Here is a 17,328-nt window from a genome sequence, read left to right on the forward strand (position 1 = left end):
GGCGAGGTGCTCAGCCGCACGCGGTGACGAGGGGTGCGGCGGGCCGAGGGAGGCTGAAGCCGCTGAGGTGGCGTGATGGGGTTGATGGTCGTTCCGTAACACGTTGACAACCTGAAACGGTCCAACTGCGGGGACAATCCAGCTACCCCGCCCGCCCGTCCGCCGAGGAGTGCCATGTCCGGACAGGTCACCGACAAGCCCGCAGCGCCGCCGGCCCCCGCCTCGGGGCCGGTCGACCGCTGGTTCCGGATCAGCGAGCGCGGATCCACCTTCGCGCGCGAGATACGCGGCGGCTTCGCCACGTTCTTCACGATGGCGTACATCCTGGTGCTGAACCCGATCATCCTGGGTGGCGCGACCGACAAGTTCGGTCACCACCTGTCGGGGCCGCAACTGGTCACCGCGACGGCGCTGGTGGCGGCCGTGATGACGGTCGCCATGGGTGTCGGCGGCAACCTTCCGCTGGCCATCGCCGCCGGACTCGGGCTCAACGCCGTCGTCGCCTTCCAGCTCGCCCCGCTGATGAGCTGGCAGGACGCGATGGGGCTGGTGGTCCTGGAAGGTCTCGTCATCTGCCTGCTCGTCGTGACGGGCCTGCGCGAGGCGGTCATGCACTCCATCCCGCAGCCGCTGAAGCAGGCGATCAGTGTCGGCATCGGCCTCTTCATCGCCTTCATCGGCTTTGTCGACGCGGGCTTCGCCACCCGTATCCCGGGTGAGACCGGCGCGGTGCCCGTCCAGCTGGGGGACGGCGGCCGGCTGGCCGGCTGGCCCGTGCTGGTCTTCTGTCTCGGCGTGCTGCTGACCGTCGCGCTCGTGGCCCGCAAGGTGCGCGGCGCGATCCTCCTCGGCATCGTCGCCATGACGGTCGTCGCCATCGTCATCAACGAGATCGCGGCCATCAAGCCGGCCGCCTGGGGCCTCACCGCGCCGACCGTGCCCGACGACATCGTGTCCGCCCCCGACTTCGGGCTGATCGGATCCTTCAGCCTCTTCGGGGCCTTCGAGCAGATCGGCGTGATCACGCTGGTTCTGCTCGTCTTCACGCTCGTGCTCAGCGACTTCTTCGACACGATGGGCACCGTCGTCGGCATCAGCAACGAGGCCGGGCTCCTCGACGACAAGGGCAAGGTGCCGAACCTCGGCCGGGTGCTGCTCATCGACGGCGCGGCGGCCGTCGCGGGTGGTGCGGCCTCCGCGTCCTCCAACACCAGCTACATCGAGTCGGCCGCGGGTGTCGGCGAGGGCGCCCGTACGGGATTCGCCAGCGTCGTCACCGGCGCACTCTTCGCGGGCGCGCTCTTCCTCACGCCGCTCGCCACCGTCGTTCCGGCCCAGGCCGCGGCCCCCGCGCTGGTCGTCGTCGGCTTCCTGCTGATGTCGCAGGTCCGGCACATCGACTGGGAGCGGTACGAGATCGCGATCCCCGCGTTCCTCACGATCGCCGTGATGCCGTTCACGTACTCCATCACCAACGGAATCGGCGCGGGATTCCTCGCCTACTCCGTCATCCAGACGGTACTCGGCAAGGCGCGCCAGGTACACCCGCTGCTGTGGGGGACGTCGGTGCTCTTCGCCGTCTACTTCGCGATCGACCCGGTCGAGCAACTGCTCGGCGTCAAGTGACGGGCTGATCCCCCGGCCGCCGAACTAGGTCAGCGCGGCCTCCATCATCTTCCTGGCGATGGGGGCCGCAAGGCCGTTGCCGCTGACCTCCGAGCGGGCCGCGTCCGAGTCCTCGACGACCACCGCGACCGCCACCTGCTTGCCGTCGTCCGCCTTCGCGTAGGAGACGAACCAGGCATACGGCGTCCGGCTGTTGTCGACGCCGTTCTGCGCCGTGCCGGTCTTGCCGCCGACCTCGGTGCCGCCGATCCGCGCGTTGCTGCCGGTGCCGCGCTCCACGACGGTCACCATCGCGTCCCGCAGCTGTTCTGCGGTGCCGGAGCTCACGACCCGGGACGTCTCGGGGCCGGAGTGGTCCTCCAGGGTGTTCCCGTCGCCGTCCGTCACCCGGTCCACCATGTGCGGCGCGGCCAGCTCGCCGCCGTTCGCGAGGGCCGCGGTCACCATCGCCATCTGCAGCGGGGTCGCGGTCACATCGAACTGCCCGATACCGGAGAGGGCCGTCTGCGCCCTGTCCATGTCCGACGGGTAGACGCTCGTGGCGGCCCGCACGGGTATGTCCATCTTGTCGGTGTTGAAGCCGAACTTCTCCGCCATCGCCTTCACCTTGTCCTGCCCCAGGTCGACGGCCATCTTGGCGAAGACGTTGTTGCAGGAGTACTGGAGTCCGGTGCGGATGCTCGCGTTCTCGCACGGCGCCGAGGGGTTCTCGTTCGTCAGCACCTTGCTGGAGCCCGGAAGGGTGTACGGGTCCGGGCTGCGGGTGGGCTCGGCCACCGACCCGTAGAGCCCGTCCTCCAGCGCTGCGGCCGCGACCACCAGCTTGAAGGCCGAGCCGGGCGGATAGGTCTGCCGCAGCGCGCGATTGAGCATCGGCTTGTCCTCGCCTTCCGTCAGCTCCCGCCACGCCCGCGTGTCCGCCGCCGAGCCGCCGGTGATCCGCCCCGGGTCGTAGCCGGGCGTGTTGACCATGCCGAGGACGGCGCCGGTGGCGGGATCCAGCGCCACGGCCGCGCCCTTCTTGCTGCCCAGTGCCTCGGTACCGGCCTTCTGCACAGCCGGGTCGATGGTGGTGAGGACATCGCCCGGCTCGGTCTCCTTGCCGGTCAGCACATCGGCCGGGTTCTTCAGCCGGGTGTCGGTGCCGTCCAGGACGTCCTGGTAGACGCCCTCGAGCTGCGTCGCGCCGTAGACCTGGGAGCTGTAGCCGGTCACCGGCGCGTACAGCTCTCCGTCGGTGTACGTGCGCGCGTAGGCGAGGTCTCCGCTCTCCGTCCTCCTCGACCCGGTGACCGGCTCTCCGGCCACGATGATGTCCCCGAGCGGCCGCGCGTACTGCGCGATGACCTTCCGCCGGTTGTCGGAGCTGTCCGCGAGCGCCCGGGCCTGGACAGCCTGCACCCACGTGGCCCGCAGGAGCACGGCGAAGGCCAGCAGCAGGCAGAAGGCCGCGGCGCGCCTGATCGTCTTGTTCATCATGGAGAAGACGAACCGGGCAGAGCCGGGCGTTCCCGCATGAGGCTCTTCTCAGGAAGTCTTCATGTTCGGGCGGCCGTTCGGGCGGGTTGTTCGGGCGGCCGTTTGGGCGGGTTGTCCGGATGGGTTGTTCGGGCGGGTTTGGCGTTGCGGCGCCGGAAGCCGCTCATCGGGGCCGTACGAAGCCGGACTCGTAGGCGGCGATCACCGCCTGGGTGCGGTCGCGGACGCCGAGCTTGGCGAGCACCGCCGCCACATGGGTCTTGGCGGTCGCCGGGCCGACCCGCAGTCGCTCGGAGATCTCCGCGTTCGACAGCCCCGAGGCCATCAGCCGCAGCACCGCCTCCTCACGCTCCGTGAGCCGGGCGAGCCAGGGCGGCGCCTGGCGCGGGCCGACGGCGGTCGCGTGCTCGGCGGCCAGGGAGCGGACGGCGGCGGGGAAGAGCAGCGAGTCGCTGCGGGCCACCAGCCGTACGCCCTGGACGAGTTCGTCGGCGGTCGAGCGCTTGAGCAGGAAGCCGCTGGCACCTGCGCGCAGCGCTTCGTAGACGTAGGAGTCGTTCTCGAAGGTCGTCACCACGATGATGCGCGGGGGCTCCGGCATCGACCCGAGCAGCTGCTCAGTGGCGCGGATGCCGTCGATCTCCGGCATCCGTACGTCCATCAGCACGACGTCCGGGCGCAGTTCGCGGATCAGCGGTACGGCTTCGGCGCCGGTCGCCGCCTCGCCGACGACCGTGAGACCGGGCTCGGCCTCCAGGATCGCCCGGAGCGCGGTCCGCACCATCCGCTCGTCGTCGGCGAGCACGATCCGCAGCGTCACCGGGCGGCCCCCACGGGCAGCCGTACGGTGAGGCGCCACACGCCACCGTTTTCCCCGGCCGACGAGCTGCCGTGCAGGAGCGCGGCTCGCTCGGCGATGCCGCGCAGGCCGCGTCCACCGCCACACCCGGCTTCGCCGCGTCCGGTCCCGCCGCGTCCGGTCCCGCCGCGTCCGGTCCCGCCGCGTCCGGTCCCGTCGCGTCCGGTCCCGGCGGACGGCGCATCTCCGCGTTCCCCCTCTGAGCGCCCGGCCTTTGCGCCGCGGTCGGCCTCAGCGCGCCCCGCCTCATCCCGCCGTGCCACCACCGGGTTCTCCATCCTGATCTCCAACTCCCCCTCGTCCAGGGCGATCCACAGCCGCACCGGCACCTGCCCCGCGTGCCGCAGCGCATTGCCGAGCCCCTCCTGAACGATCCGGTACGCCTCGCGGGACACCACGTCGGGCAGCCCGCCCAGGTCCCCGAGCGTGGTCGGCTCGACCGCGGCACCCGCCGCGCGCGTCCGGTCCAGCAGCCCGCCGAGCTCGGCGAGCGTGGGTCCAGGAGCCCGCGCGGCCTCCTCGTCCTCGCCCCCGCGGTCCTCCCCGTCGCGCAGCAGGCCCAATACGGTGTCGAGCTCGCCGACCGTACGCCGCGCGGTCTCCTCGATGGCGGCCAGCGCCTCCCGGGCGAACTCCGGCTCTGCGTCCAGGACTTTGCGCGCCGCGCTCGCCTGGAGGCTCACCGCGCTGAGCGCGTGGCCCACGGAGTCGTGCAGTTCGCGGGCGAGCCGGTTCCGCTGCGCCAGCGTGGCGGCCCGCTCCTCGGCGACGGCGAGCCGGTCGGCGGGCGTGGGGCCGAGCAGCACGGGCGCGCAGCGGGCCAGCAGCGCCCCGGCAGCCGCGGCCACGGCCGCCAGCGCGATCAGTACGGCGACGCCCGCGACCGGCGCGAGCGCCAGGCCCGCGCCGTCGAAGACCTCGGGGACGCCCAGCCGGGGGTCGCGCAGCCCGGCGAAGAGCGGCAGCACCACCAGGACGGCGGAGAACGGCGGTACGGCCAGGGTGGCTCCGCTGATCACTCCGCCGAGCGCGAGATGCAGGGTGTACCAGGCCGCGGTGCGGATCCGTGCCGCGCGTGACTGCGCCGGTCCGCCCGCCAGGCTCTCCGCCGGGACACCGCACAGCGCCCGGATCGCGGCCACCGACAGCGGCCGTACGAGCGGGAAGAAGGCGGTCAGCGCGGCGACCGGCAGCGCCAGGGCGTATGCGGCGAGCTGCAGCGGCAGGGCGGTGAAGACGTTCCGGTCCGGGGCGAGCGGGCCCACGGCAACGCTCGCCAGCAGGAAGTACGGCATCAACAGCGCCCCGCCGAGCACCAGATGGACCCAGCGCAGCCGGGCACGCCGCCCGATCAAGGCGCGGGCCGTCCGGCGCAGAGCGCTCACGGCGTACGGCGCTGCGCGGCCGCGGCGCGTTCGAAGCCGCGCCGTCCTCCGCGCCGTCCTCCGCGCCGGCCCCTGCCTTCGCTGCCGCGCCGTCCTCCGCGTTGGCCCCGCCGTTGGCCTCCGCCCTCGCCTCCGCGTCCGCCCGCGCCCTCGGCGAGGAAGTAGGCGCCGAGGGTGGCGACCAGCATCCCGACGATCACCTGGACAGCGTAGGTCAGGCTCATGGCGTACGGGACCTCCTTCGCCGGGTCGTCCGCGGCCGCCGCGGAGAGCATCAGCCAGCCGCCCCAGCAGGCGAGCGCGCCGGATCCGGTCCAGGCCAGGGCCAGGGGCACGCGCAGCGGTACGGTGCGCCCGAGGCGGAAGGCGAGCACGAGCGTGCCCGCGACCGTGCCGATCGCGAAGAGGACGAAGACCGCTTCCAGGGCGTAGAAGTCGCTCGCCCGCTCCCCGGCCCGGGACTCGCTGAGCCCGGCGGTCGAGCCGCAGGCCCACAGCAGGTGCATGGTCAGGGGCAGCAGGGCGAGCAGCGCGGCGGCGACGGCGGCGGCCTGCTGTGCGGGCCGGGTGGGGCTCGCGGGCAGGTCCCCGAGCCGGCCGCGCCACAGATGGCCCCAGCGGTCCCGCGCGTACAGCACGAACAGGGCGCCCAGCGCGAGTCCTTGGACGATGAAGCCGCCGTAGACGACCCCGAAGACCCACTCGTCGAGGAACGGGTCCTTGGCGCCCGTAGCGGTGGCCGTGCCCGTGTTCACGGATCCGCCAAGTGCTTTGACCAGCAGCTGGAGCGGATATCCGGTCATGATCGGCGCGAGCAGCCCGGTGGCGACCCACACGGGCAGGAGCAGCAGCCAGGCCGGGGTCCGCTGCCCCCACGGCCGGGTGAGCAGCAGTGCGAGCACGATCACGCAGCCGTCCATGAGGACGGTGAGGCCGTTGGCGAGGGCCATGCCGGTCCCGGCGTCGCGCAGCGAGCTGCCCTCGGGGATGCCGAGGTGACTGCCGGAGATCCAGGCGATCTTGAGCGAGAGATACGGGAGGCAGGCGGCGATGGCGGCCGTACGGAGAGCCCGGCGGGCGATGCTTGTGCGTACAGGGTCACCCGGGGAGCCCGGGGAGCCGGGCGCGGCGAGGGAGCCTGGTGAGGCGGGGGAGCCGGACGCGATGGAAGCGAGCGGTGTCTGTGTCATGCCCACCAGCGTTCCGCCGGGCTCCCGGGCCCCGCCTCAGCCCGCACGGCGATCCGCCTCCGCCGAGCGGCGGAGGCGCGCCTCATCCGCGCCCGCGTCAGAGGCGGCGTCAGAGGCGGCGCGTCGCGAGCGTGAGCCGGTCGCGGGCGTCGAACAGCGCGTCCTTGATCGTCTGCTCGTGGGCCGGGGTCAGCCGGGCGACCGGCACCGAGCAGCTGATCGCGTCCCGGGCCGGCGTCCGGTACGGGATCGCGACGCCGAAGCAGCGCAGGCCGATCGTGTTCTCCTCGCGGTCCACCGCGTAGCCCTGCTCGCGGACCACGCGCAGCTCCTCGATGAGCTTCTCGCGGTCGGTGATGGTGTTCTCGGTGAGCGGGCTCAGCGTCTCGGGGAGCAGCTTGCGCACCTGCTCGTCGGAGTAGGTCGCGAGCAGCGCCTTGCCGAGGGACGTGGAATGGGCCGGGAGGCGGCGGCCTACGCGGGTGAAGGGGCGCAGGTAGTGCTGCGACTGCCGGGTGGCGAGGTAGACGACGTTGGTGCCGTCGAGGCGGGCGAGGTGGATGGTCTCTGTGGTGTCGTCCGAGAGCCGGTCCAGGGTCGGGCGGGCGGCGGCCACCACCTCGTCGCCGTCGATGTACGAGGTGCCGACGAGCAGCGCGCGGACGCCGATGCCGTAGCGCGTGCCGGTCGCGTCGGTCTCGATCCAGCCCAGCTCCACCAGGGTGCGCAGCAGCATGTAGAGGCTGGATTTCGGGTAGCCGACGGCCTCCTGGACCGCGGCCAGGCTGTGCATGCCCGGCCGCCCGGCGAAGAACTCGAGCAACTCCACGGTCCGTACCGCCGACTTGACCTGGGCCCCGCCCGACTCCGCAACCGGCATCGCCCTTGACCCCTTCGTTCGACCGGAAATAGGGTCCCGGAAGAGTTCATCATCAGGGACAATGTTCAGCATATCGAACAATGCCCTGTGTGCGGCAAGCAGGAGGAACCGCGGTGGCAGCACCAGCAGCACCAGTCTGGAGTGTCGACCCCCGAACCGGGAAGCAGCGGGAGCAGGTTGCGGTCGAGGCCACTGCGGAGGAGGTCGACCGGGTGGTGCGCGCTGCCCACGCCGCGCGCGGAGCCCTCGCCGACCGGGCCGTGCGCGCAGCGTTCCTGCGGAGTGCCGCAGACCTGCTCGACGAGGCCGGTGACCACGTCATCGAGGCCGCCGACGCGGAGACCGCACTCGGGCCCGGCCGCCTCACAGGGGAGCTGGCCCGTACGACGTACCAGCTGCGCGCGTTCGCGGACGTCGTGGACGAGGGCGCGTTCCTCGACATCGTCATCGACCACTCCCACCCGTCGCCCGCCACCACCCCGCCAACGAGCGCTTCGCGCGCACCTCTTTCCGCGGGACCCGTCCCCCGGCCCGACCTGCGGCGTTACAAGGTGCCGCTCGGCGTCGTCGCCGTCTACTCCGCCAGCAACTTCCCGCTCGCCTTCTCCGTCCCCGGCGGCGACACGGCGAGTGCGCTCGCCGCGGGCTGCCCGGTCGTCGTCAAGGCGCACCCCGACCACCCCGGCACCTCCGAGCTGTGCGCCGCCCTGCTGCGCATGGCCGCGGGGCGGCACGGCCTGCCGGAGGGCGTCGTGGGTCTGGTGCACGGCTTCGAGGCGGGCGTCGAGCTGGTGCGGCACCCGCTGATCGCCGCGGCCGGATTCACCGGTTCGATTCGCGGCGGGCGCGCGCTCTTCGACGCGGCCGCCGCCCGCCCGGTGCCCATCCCCTTCCACGGCGAGCTGGGCAGCCTCAACCCGGTCGTCGTCACGGAGGCCGCGGCGCAGGAGCGGGCGGAGGAGATCGGCACGGGTCTCGCCGGGTCGATGACGCTCGGCGCGGGCCAGTTCTGCACCAAGCCCGGGCTGGTGCTCGCGCCCGCGGGCGCGGCGGGGGACCGGGTGGTCAAGGCCCTGACCAAGGCCGTCAGCGACACGGCGGAGGGCGTGCTGCTCGACGCGCGGATGCGGGACGCGTTCGTGGCGGGCGTACGGGCGCGGACGGCGCTGACGGGTGTCGAGAGCCCGGTCACGCCAGGCGAGACCGGCGAGAATGCCGTGGCCGCGGGCTTCCTCACCGTCCCGGCGGCGCGGCTCGCCGATGGGGGCGAGCACGGGCTGCTGCTGGAGGAGTGCTTCGGGCCTGTGACGGTCGTCGCGCGGTACGAGGACGAGGCCGAGATTACGGCGGTCCTCGGACGGCTGCCGGGCAACCTCACCGCGACCGTTCACCTCGGGGAGGGCGAGGCGGGGGAGGGCGACGGACTGGCGGCGCGGCTGCTGGCCGAACTCACGCCGCTCGCCGGGCGGGTACTGGTCAACGGCTGGCCGACGGGCGTCGCCGTGGCCCCTGCCCAGCACCACGGCGGGCCGTACCCGGCGACGACTTCGACGTCCACGTCGGTCGGCGGCACGGCGATCGAGCGCTGGCTGCGCCCGGTCACCTTCCAGGCCACGCCTGAGGCACTGCTCCCTCCGGAACTCCGCGACACCAACCCGCTGGGCCTCCCGCGCCGTGTAAACGGCCACCAAGCGCCCTGACGCGGCGGCCCGCCAGAATACGGGCCAGCGGGGCACGGCCGCGCCCCGGCGCACGGCCGCGCCTCTGCGGTGCTGCCGGTGCGCCGGGGGCTATGAGGTCGCGGCCTATGCGCCCGGCCAGTGGGTGCGCTTCGCCTTCAGCGGGCCGCGGGGCTTCCACGGCTTCCACTCGTACACCGTCCACCCCGGCCAGGAGGGCAGCACGACGGTCCTGCGCCACACCCTCGCCATGACCGCGCGCGGCCCAGCCCGCCTCACCTGGCCGCTGCTCTACCGCCCCCTCCACGACGCCGTCATCGAGGACAGCCTCGACCGCGCCGAGCGCGCCTGCACGGGCGACGTCGCGAGCTCAGCCCGCTGGAGTCCGTACGTACGGCTGCTGCGCCGGCTGGTCCGGCTCCTCCCGGCTGCCCCGCAGGTCAGACCCCATGCATAAGCATCGCTTGGGGAATTCCGTCAAAGATAAGCGATGGACGGGGAGATCGCCGGGGCCCATAGTGAAGGGCATGGAGAAGAGCCTCGGCGGCGCGGAGTTCGCGCCGCAGACGACGTATCTCAACACCGCCTCCAGCGGGCTCATCCCCGCCCGTTCCGTCACCGCCATGCGCGCCGCCGTCGAGGACGCGGCCGCAGGCAAGCCGCAGGAGGGCTTCGAGGCCGTCGAGGCCTCTCGCGCCACGTACGCCCGCCTCGCCGGGGTGCCGGTCACCCGCGTGGCCGCCGGGGCCTCGGTCGCCGTGTACGCCGGGCTGATCGCGACCTCGCTGCCCTCCGGCGCGGAAGTCCTCGTCGCCGACGGCGACTTCAGCTCCCTCGTCAACCCCTTCGCCGTCCGCCGCGACCTCACCGTGCGCAGCGCGCCGCTCGAGGACCTGGCCGATGCCGTACGCCCGTCCACCGCGCTCGTCGCCGTCAGCGCCGCCCAGTCGGCGGACGGCCGGATCGCGGACCTGGAGGCCGTACGGACCGCGGCCCGCGCCCACGGGGCCCGCACGCTCGTCGACGCCTCCCAGGCGGCGGGCTGGCTGCCGCTCACCGCCGCCGACTTCGACTACACCGTGGCCGTGGCCTTCAAGTGGCTGATGTGCCCGCGGGGCGTCACCTTCCTCACCGTCCCCGAGGACCTCGGCGGGCTCACGCCCGTCTTCGCGGGGTGGGTCGCGGGCGAGGAGCCCTGGGACAGCTGCTACGGACCGGTCGGGCAACTCGCCCAATCCGCCCGCCGCTTCGACGAGAGCCCCAGCCTCTTCTCGTACGTGGCCGCCCGGCACTCCCTCGAGCTCGTCGAGGAGCTCGGGCCGGAGACGATTCACGCCCACGACGCTGCTCTCGCCGACCGGTTCCGCACCGGCCTCGCCGGACTCGGACCGGGGCTCGGGCACGAGCCCGTGCCGGCGCCGGGGTCGCCGATCGTCGCGGTGCCCGGCCTCGGCCACGCCGCAGAGCGTCTCGCCGAGGCCGGGGTGTACGTCTCCGCCCGCGCCGGGAACCTCCGCGCCGCCTTCCACCTCTACAACACCTCGGCCGACGTGGACCGCCTGCTCGACGTGCTGTCCGGCGTCCGCCCCTGAAAGGGCAAGAGCGCCCCTGAACGAACGGAGCGCCCCTGAACGAACGGGAGCCCCGTCCGGCTGACGCACCCACGGCCGGACGGGGCTCCCGCGTTCCACGCGGCGCTGTGGCGCTGTGGCGCTATGGCCTCACTTCGCGGTCACCGCAGTCACCGCAGTCACCGCAGTCACCGCAATCACCACGTCGCGCTCACTTCACCCTCACTTCACGGGCGTGAAGTCGCGCGCTCCGATGAACTCCGGGCGCCGGATCGGCGCCGCGAACGGCTCCACGGCCTCGTTCTCCACGCTGTTGAAGACGATGAAGACGTTGCTGCGCGGGAAGGGCGTGATGTTGTCGCCCGAGCCGTGCATGCAGTTGCAGTCGAACCAGGTCGCGGAGCCCGCCTTGCCCGTGAACAGCTTGATGCCGTGCCGGCTCGCGAAGCCCGTCAGCGCCTCGTCCGACGGCGTGCCCGCGTCCTGCATCTGCAGCGACTTCTTGTAGTTGTCCTTCGGCGTGGCCCCCGCGCAGCCGAGGAACGTCCGGTGCGACCCGGGCATGATCATCAAGCCGCCGTTGGTGTCGTAGTTCTCGGTCAGCGCGATCGAGACGGACACCGTGCGCATCCGGGGCAGGCCGTCCTCGGCGTGCCAGGTCTCGAAGTCCGAGTGCCAGTAGAAGCCCGAGGCGCCGAAGCCCGGCTTGACGTTGATCCGGCTCTGGTGGACGTACACGTCGGAGCCGAGGATCTGGCGGGCCCGGCCGACCACCCTCGGGTCGCGCACGAGCTCCGCGAACACCTCGCTGATCCTGTGCACCTCGAAGACCGACCGCACATCCTGCGACTTCGGCTCGATGATGGAGCGCTCGTCGGCCCGGATGGCGGGGTCGGAGATCAGCCGGTTGAGCTCGGCGGCGTACGTCGCGACCTCGTCGGGGGTGATCAGCTGATCGATCGCGAGGAAGCCGTCGTGGTCGAAGTCGCGCAGCTCGGACGGCTGGATGGGGCCAGGGGCCCCCGGCTCCGACCAGACGACCGGGTCCAGACGCGGGGTGCTGACCTCTGTCGCGCCACGCGTCGGATAGAGATCGGCCGTTCGCTCGGGTGCGATGGTCATGGTGGTGCTCCTTCTCCTCTCGTACCGGCCCTGTCTTTCTGCTCCCCACGAGGGGATCTCTTGGTTCCCCAAGGGGAAGTTCAGTTGTCCGCGGGCTCGGTGAGCAGCGGGTACACGCCGTTCTCGTCGTGGTCCTCGCGGCCCGTGACCGGCGGGTTGAAGACACAGAGGCAGCGGAAGTCCTGCTTGATCCGCATCGTGTGCTTCTCGTGCCCGTCGAGCAGGTACATGGTGCCCGGCGTGATGATGTGCTTCTCGCCGGTCTCGTCGTTGGTGAGCTCGGCCTCGCCCTCGACGCAGACCACGGCCTCGATGTGGTTGGCGTACCACATGGAGGTCTCCGTACCCGCGTACAGGACGGTCTCGTGCAGGGAGAAGCCGACGCGCTCCTTGGCGAGGATGATGCGCTTGCTCTCCCAGGTGCCCGACGCGGACTTGACATGCCGGTCGGTGCCCTCGATGTCCTTGAAGGACCGGACGATCACGGTGATGGTGCCTTTCTGTCTCTACGGTCGGCGGTACGGGGCCGGCGGTCAAGGACGGCGTTACCTGGCCGCCGGCCAAGGGCCGTCAGGCCGTCTCGCGCACCGCACGGGCGAGGGTGCGCAGCCCCTCGTCCAGCTCCTCCGGGCTGATGGTCAGCGCGGGGAGCAGCTTGACGACCTCGCTCTCGGGACCCGAGGTCTCGATGAGCAGGCCGAGTTCGAAGGCGCGGGCCGCGATGGCGCTCGCGCGCGCCTTGTCGGCGAACTCGATGCCCCAGACCAGGCCCCGGCCGCGGTACTCGGCCTCCTCCGGGAGTTCGTCGACGATGGCGCGCAGGGCCTGCTCGACCTGCTCGCCGCGGGCGAGGGTCTGCTTCTCCATCTGGCCGTCGGCCCAGTACGTGTCGAGGGTCGCGGCGGCCGTGACGAAGGCCGGGTTGTTGCCGCGGAAGGTGCCGTTGTGCTCGCCCGGCTCCCAGATGTCCAGCTCCGGCTTGAACAGGGTGAGCGCCATCGGCAGCCCGTAGCCGCTGATGGACTTCGAGACGGTCACGATGTCCGGCACGATGCCCGCCTCCTCGAAGGAGAAGAAGGCGCCGGTGCGGCCGCAACCCATCTGGATGTCGTCGACGATCAGCAGCATGTCGCGGCGCTTGCACAGGTCGGCCAGCTCGCGCAGCCACTCCGCGCGTGCGACGTTGATGCCGCCCTCGCCCTGGACCGTCTCGACGATGACGGCGGCCGGCTGGTTCAGGCCGGAGCCCTGGTCCTCCAGCAGGCGCTCGAACCACAGGAAGTCCGGCACCTGGCCGTCGAGGTAGTGGTCGAACGGCATCGGGGTGCCGTGCACCAGCGGGATGCCGGCGCCCGCGCGCTTGAAGGCGTTGCCGGTGACGGCGAGCGAGCCGAGCGACATGCCGTGGAAGGCGTTGGTGAACGAGACGATCGCCTCGCGGCCCTTGACCTTACGGGCCAGCTTCAGCGCCGACTCGACGGCGTTGGTGCCGGTCGGGCCGGGGAACATGACCTTGTACGGGAGGTCCCGCGGCCGCAGGATGATGTTCTGGAAGGCCTCGAGGAAGGCCCGCTTGGCCGTGGTGGACATGTCCAGGCCGTGGGTGACGCCGTCGCGCTCGATGTAGTCGATCAGAGCGCGTTTCAGCACCGGGTTGTTGTGGCCGTAGTTGAGGGATCCCGCGCCGGCGAAGAAGTCGAGGTACGTGTGGCCGTCCTCGTCGTACATGTAGCTGCCCTGTGCGCGGTCGAAGACGGTGGGCCAGCCGCGGCAGTAGCTGCGCACCTCCGACTCCAGGGTCTCGAAGACACTCAGGTCGGGCTGGGTGATGGTCACAGCATGCTCCTGGGAGATGAGTGGGGGAGAAGAAGAAGTCTCGGGATGGCTCGGAAGTCTGGGGACCGGGAAGTCCGGGGAGGTCAGCGCTGGGGCGCTGGAGCCGCGATGGGGCCGATCCGGTACAGCACCTCGGGCTCGTGGCCGCCGTCGGGGAACAGCCCGCCGTCGAACAGCACCTCGCGGTCCACCTGGGCGCCGTGCCGCTCTGCATACGAGGTGAACAGGCGGTTCGACGCGGTGTTGTCGGGCGTGATCGTGGTCTCGACGCGGCGAACGCCCAGCTGCTGGGTGACCCGGGTGGTCAGCCCGTCGAGAAGCGCGGCGGCCAGACCGCGGCCGCGCTGCGCGTGATCGACGGCGACCTGCCAGACGACGAGGGTCTGCGGGCGCTCGGGACGTATGTAGCCGGTGACGAACCCGACGGGTTCGTCACCCTCGCCACGGGCCACCACCGACGTGGCCGCGAAGTCGCGACACCACAGGAGGTAGCTGTACGAGGAGTTGAGGTCGAGCACCTGGGAGTCACGGGCGATGCGCCAGATCGCGGCTCCGTCCTCGACCCGCGGGGTGTCGATCACGATCCCCTCCGGCATTTCGAGGAATTCACTATGGGCGCCTGCAAGGTCTGCTTGTGCGGCGGTCATGCAGATTCAATTTACCCAGTGCAATTGGAAAATGCATCGCCAGGCGGGGTTCCGCTACGCGCTGGTCTGTGGTATCGCGCGGGGGCGCGCGTGCGCGCTGAGCAGTTGCGAATCGTGGCGGTTTGCCCTGTAATTCTGGGGCGAAGCGGACACCTTGTGAAGTGTGTCACGCGTCTGTAACGGCTGCGAGATCCGCCCGAATTACGGTGCTTCACGCTAGTGAAAGTTTGGTGTTTGGGTTGCGGAAAAGCGGGCAGAAGAATACGGGAAGCTACGCTTCTGAGGAATTGGAATTGCGTCCGGAGAAGATATCCGGATTTCCGGTTGCGGGGAAGACCCGGTGGACTGGTGACCGGCGGCGGTGACTCAGCGCCGCCCAGCGCCCCGGCGCCCCGGGTGGCCCGGTGCCGCGCCGGGCAGGGGGCTCGTACAGTGCGTGCCATGAGCGAGAGCGCGGTGCTGCACATCAAGGGGCGGGTGCTGGTCGGCCCCGAAGAGGTCCGGGACGAGCTGTGGGTCGTGGACGGGAGGGTCTCGTACGAGCGGCCCACCCGCGCGCGGGAAGTACGGGCGACTTCAGGCTGGGTACTGCCGGGGCTGGTCGACGCACACTGTCACGTCGGCCTGGACGCCCATGGCGCCGTCGACGAATCGACCAGCGAGAAGCAGGCGTTGACCGACCGGGACGCGGGCGCCCTTCTGCTGCGCGACGCCGGATCCCCCGCCGACACCCACTGGATCGACAACCGCGAGGACCTTCCGCGCATCATCCGTGCCGGGCGCCACATCGCCCGCACCAGGCGCTACATCCGCAACTACGCGCACGAGATCGAGCCGGAGGACCTGGTCACCTACGTCGCGCAGGAGGCACGGCGCGGCGACGGCTGGGTCAAGCTCGTGGGGGACTGGATCGACCGCGGCACCGGTGACCTGAGCGCCTGCTGGCCGCGCGGGGCGGTTGAGGCGGCCATCGCCGAGGCCCACCGGCTCGGCGCCCGGGTCACCGCGCACTGCTTCGCCGAGGAGTCCCTCGCCGACCTGGTGGAGGCGGGCATCGACTGCATCGAGCACGCCACAGGGCTGACCGAGGAGACCATTCCACTGTTCGCGGAGCGGGGCGTCGCGATCGTCCCGACCCTCGTCAACATCGCCACGTTCCCCGCGCTCGCGGACGGCGGCGCGGCGAAGTACCCGCGCTGGGCCGACCACATGCGACGGCTCCACGCCCGCCGCTACGACACCGTGCGCGCCGCGTACGACGCCGGAATCCCGGTCTACACGGGCACGGACGCGGGCGGCTCGCTCCCGCACGGCCTCGTCGGATCCGAGGTCGAGGAGCTCGTCAAGGCCGGTATTCCGGTCACCGCGGCGCTGTCGGCGGCGACCTGGGGCGCCAGGGAGTGGCTGGGACGGCCGGGGCTGACCGAGGGGGCGCCGGCCGACCTCGTGGTTTACGAGACCGACCCGCGCGCGGACGTACGGGTGCTGACCGCTCCGCGGCACATCGTGCTGCGGGGGCGAGTGATCAGCTGAGGGGGCTCGGGGAGGGCGGTGGGTCGGGGGCAGTTCGTGGGTCGGGGGCCCGGGCGGGCCCGGAGGCCGGGTCCGGGGGCCGGGCCCGGAGGCCGGGTCCGGGGGCCGGTCCCGGCCGGTCCGGGGGCCGAGTCGGGGGGCCGGTCTCCGGGGCTGGGTCCGAGGGCCCGACGGGCAGTTGACGGAGCGTTACTCGGCTGGGGCGCGCGTCGTTTTTCTTGTTTGCGGTTGGGGGTCCGCTTTGTGTTGCAGGGGTGACGCACGGGAACGTCTGTGGCCTCGGATTCGAATATCAGGTGCGGAAACCACCCTTTGTGATGAACTCACGTCAGGTGGATGCCTGTTCACCCTCAGTGCGTGAGGATGGCGGGCACCGAGGCCGTCGGCGCTCTTGGTGTCCCCCATTGGCGGCGCCGCCGGCTCCATGTCTCTTGTGGGGGTTTTCTCACCGTGAACAGCTCTGCCTTCAGCATGCCCGTGCGCCGTGCCGCCGCCGTGCTGACCGCCACCGCCCTGGCCGCAGGCCCCGCGGCCCTTCTCGGCGCCGTGCCCGCGCACGCCACCGACGGGGACGGCGGCGACGGAAAGGCCGGTGCGGTCGTGCTCCGCACCGGTCTGGACGTCAACTTGCAAAACAAGACGGTCAACGTCCCGCTGAACGCCTCGCTCAACGAGGTGCGCGCGCCCGAGAGCGCGGAGAAGACCGCGCTGTCCGTGACGCTCGACGGAGTCGACCAGGGCAGGCCGGTCAGCGTGCTGCGCGCCGATGTGGCCACCGCCCGCGCCACGACGGACCGGCACAAGGCCGAGGGCTATGCCAATCTCGTCCACGCCAAGGTCCATGTGCCGGGTCTGCCGCTGCTGTCGCTGATCGAGGTCCAGCAGGTCACATCGAAGGCGGTGTGCGAGGCCGGCAAGCAGCCCACGGCGGAGTCGAACGTGCTCGGCACCGTGCTCGTGCTCGGCAAGAAGGTGACGCTCAAGGCGTCCGGTACGACCAGGGTCGATGTGCCCAACGTGGGCGAGGTGCAGCTCGACCTGTCGAAGACCGCGACCACTTCGCGTACGGCCGCGGCCACAGCCCTGGAACTGTCGGTCTCCGTCGACCCGCTGAAGCAGAACGTCGCCGAGGTCGACGGCCGGGTCACGCTCGTCCAGGCCACCTGCGAGAGCCCCGCCGCCGCTCCCGGTGAGGCGCAACCGCAGGAGCCGAAGCCCGAGGAGCCGCAGCCCGGGGGCGAGAAGCCGCAGGAGGAGAAGCCCGGCGTCAGCACCCAGACCAGCGAGGTCAAGGAGAAGGACAACCTCGCCGAGACCGGCGGCAGTTCCATGACTCCGTATCTCGCGGGCGGCGCGGCCGTGCTGATCGCCGCGGGCGGCGGAGCGCTGATTCTGACCCGCCGGAGCCGCCGGAGCTGATGCCGCTGGGCCCGATCCGGTGTCGGACGGGCCGGGTTCGCGGCCCGGGGGCCGGGCCCCGTCCCCGGGCCGGGGGTCCAGTCCCGGACCGGGTCTCGAGCC

Annotated in this window: 14 protein-coding genes and 1 pseudogene; 6 read left to right on the top strand and 9 right to left on the bottom strand. The window is 71.7% G+C overall.

The features are described 5' to 3' along the window. Nucleotides 1-174 precede the first annotated feature (174 nt). Entirely contained in the window at nt 175-1,626 is a 1,452-nt protein-coding gene (locus ACTWQC_RS01240; RefSeq protein WP_443313566.1) for an NCS2 family permease, read from the top strand. A 24-nt stretch (nt 1,627-1,650) separates the two neighbouring features. Here ACTWQC_RS01240 and ACTWQC_RS01245 read toward each other — a convergent pair whose 3' ends face one another. The 5 genes from ACTWQC_RS01245 to ACTWQC_RS01265 all read right to left on the bottom strand — a co-directional run bounded on the left by ACTWQC_RS01245 (nt 1,651) and on the right by ACTWQC_RS01265 (nt 7,419). After that, nucleotides 1,651-3,102 carry a peptidoglycan D,D-transpeptidase FtsI family protein gene (locus tag ACTWQC_RS01245; protein ID WP_443313650.1) on the bottom strand — a complete coding sequence of 484 codons (1,452 nt, stop codon included), beginning with the start codon at nt 3,100-3,102 and terminating at the stop codon, nt 1,651-1,653. Between the two features lie 166 nt (nt 3,103-3,268). Further along, on the bottom strand, nt 3,269-3,889 hold the full coding sequence (locus tag ACTWQC_RS01250) for a response regulator (protein ID WP_443313651.1): 621 nt from the start codon (nt 3,887-3,889) through the stop codon (nt 3,269-3,271). A 32-nt stretch (nt 3,890-3,921) separates the two neighbouring features. Then, nucleotides 3,922-5,340, bottom strand: a complete 1,419-nt coding sequence (locus ACTWQC_RS01255) for a sensor histidine kinase (RefSeq protein ID WP_443313652.1) — start codon at nt 5,338-5,340, stop codon at nt 3,922-3,924. A 5-nt stretch (nt 5,341-5,345) separates the two neighbouring features. After that, nucleotides 5,346-6,539 carry a hypothetical protein gene (locus ACTWQC_RS01260; protein ID WP_443313567.1) on the bottom strand — a complete coding sequence of 398 codons (1,194 nt, stop codon included), beginning with the start codon at nt 6,537-6,539 and terminating at the stop codon, nt 5,346-5,348. Between the two features lie 109 nt (nt 6,540-6,648). After that, a complete protein-coding gene (locus ACTWQC_RS01265; protein ID WP_443313568.1) occupies nt 6,649-7,419 on the bottom strand; it encodes an IclR family transcriptional regulator in 771 nt (256 codons plus the stop codon). A gap of 113 nt (nt 7,420-7,532) precedes the next feature. Here ACTWQC_RS01265 and ACTWQC_RS01270 point away from each other — a divergent pair, with 113 nt between their 5' ends. The 3 genes and pseudogenes from ACTWQC_RS01270 (at nt 7,533) to ACTWQC_RS01280 (ending at nt 10,690) form a co-directional block, all read left to right on the top strand. Next, complete coding sequence (locus ACTWQC_RS01270; RefSeq protein ID WP_443313569.1) at nt 7,533-9,119, top strand: aldehyde dehydrogenase (NADP(+)); 1,587 nt, start codon at nt 7,533-7,535, stop codon at nt 9,117-9,119. Between the two features lie 91 nt (nt 9,120-9,210). Then, a pseudogene (locus ACTWQC_RS01275) lies at nt 9,211-9,555 on the top strand (SRPBCC family protein); the annotation flags it as partial. A gap of 70 nt (nt 9,556-9,625) precedes the next feature. Then, a complete protein-coding gene (locus tag ACTWQC_RS01280) occupies nt 9,626-10,690 on the top strand; it encodes an aminotransferase class V-fold PLP-dependent enzyme (protein WP_443313570.1) in 1,065 nt (354 codons plus the stop codon). A gap of 201 nt (nt 10,691-10,891) precedes the next feature. Here ACTWQC_RS01280 and thpD read toward each other — a convergent pair whose 3' ends face one another. The 4 genes from thpD to ectA all read right to left on the bottom strand — a co-directional run bounded on the left by thpD (nt 10,892) and on the right by ectA (nt 14,274). Further along, on the bottom strand, nt 10,892-11,791 hold the full coding sequence (thpD, locus tag ACTWQC_RS01285; protein ID WP_443313571.1) for an ectoine hydroxylase: 900 nt from the start codon (nt 11,789-11,791) through the stop codon (nt 10,892-10,894). 80 nt (nt 11,792-11,871) lie between these two features. Further along, nucleotides 11,872-12,276 (bottom strand): ectoine synthase, encoded by a 405-nt coding sequence (locus ACTWQC_RS01290; protein WP_443313572.1) that lies wholly within the window; start codon nt 12,274-12,276, stop codon nt 11,872-11,874. 85 nt (nt 12,277-12,361) lie between these two features. Beyond that, on the bottom strand, nt 12,362-13,627 hold the full coding sequence (ectB, locus tag ACTWQC_RS01295; RefSeq protein ID WP_443313573.1) for a diaminobutyrate--2-oxoglutarate transaminase: 1,266 nt from the start codon (nt 13,625-13,627) through the stop codon (nt 12,362-12,364). Nucleotides 13,628-13,710: 83 nt separating this feature from the next. Further along, a complete protein-coding gene (ectA, locus tag ACTWQC_RS01300) occupies nt 13,711-14,274 on the bottom strand; it encodes a diaminobutyrate acetyltransferase (RefSeq protein WP_443313574.1) in 564 nt (187 codons plus the stop codon). A gap of 441 nt (nt 14,275-14,715) precedes the next feature. Here ectA and ACTWQC_RS01305 point away from each other — a divergent pair, with 441 nt between their 5' ends. Both ACTWQC_RS01305 and ACTWQC_RS01310 read left to right on the top strand, forming a co-directional pair. Continuing rightward, a complete protein-coding gene (locus ACTWQC_RS01305) occupies nt 14,716-15,807 on the top strand; it encodes an amidohydrolase family protein (RefSeq protein WP_443313575.1) in 1,092 nt (363 codons plus the stop codon). Nucleotides 15,808-16,278: 471 nt separating this feature from the next. Then, entirely contained in the window at nt 16,279-17,226 is a 948-nt protein-coding gene (locus ACTWQC_RS01310; protein ID WP_443313576.1) for an SCO1860 family LAETG-anchored protein, read from the top strand. The last annotated feature ends 102 nt before the right edge of the window (nt 17,227-17,328 follow it).

The organism is Streptomyces sp. 8N616, from assembly GCF_052246385.1.
Lineage (GTDB): Bacteria > Actinomycetota > Actinomycetes > Streptomycetales > Streptomycetaceae > Streptomyces.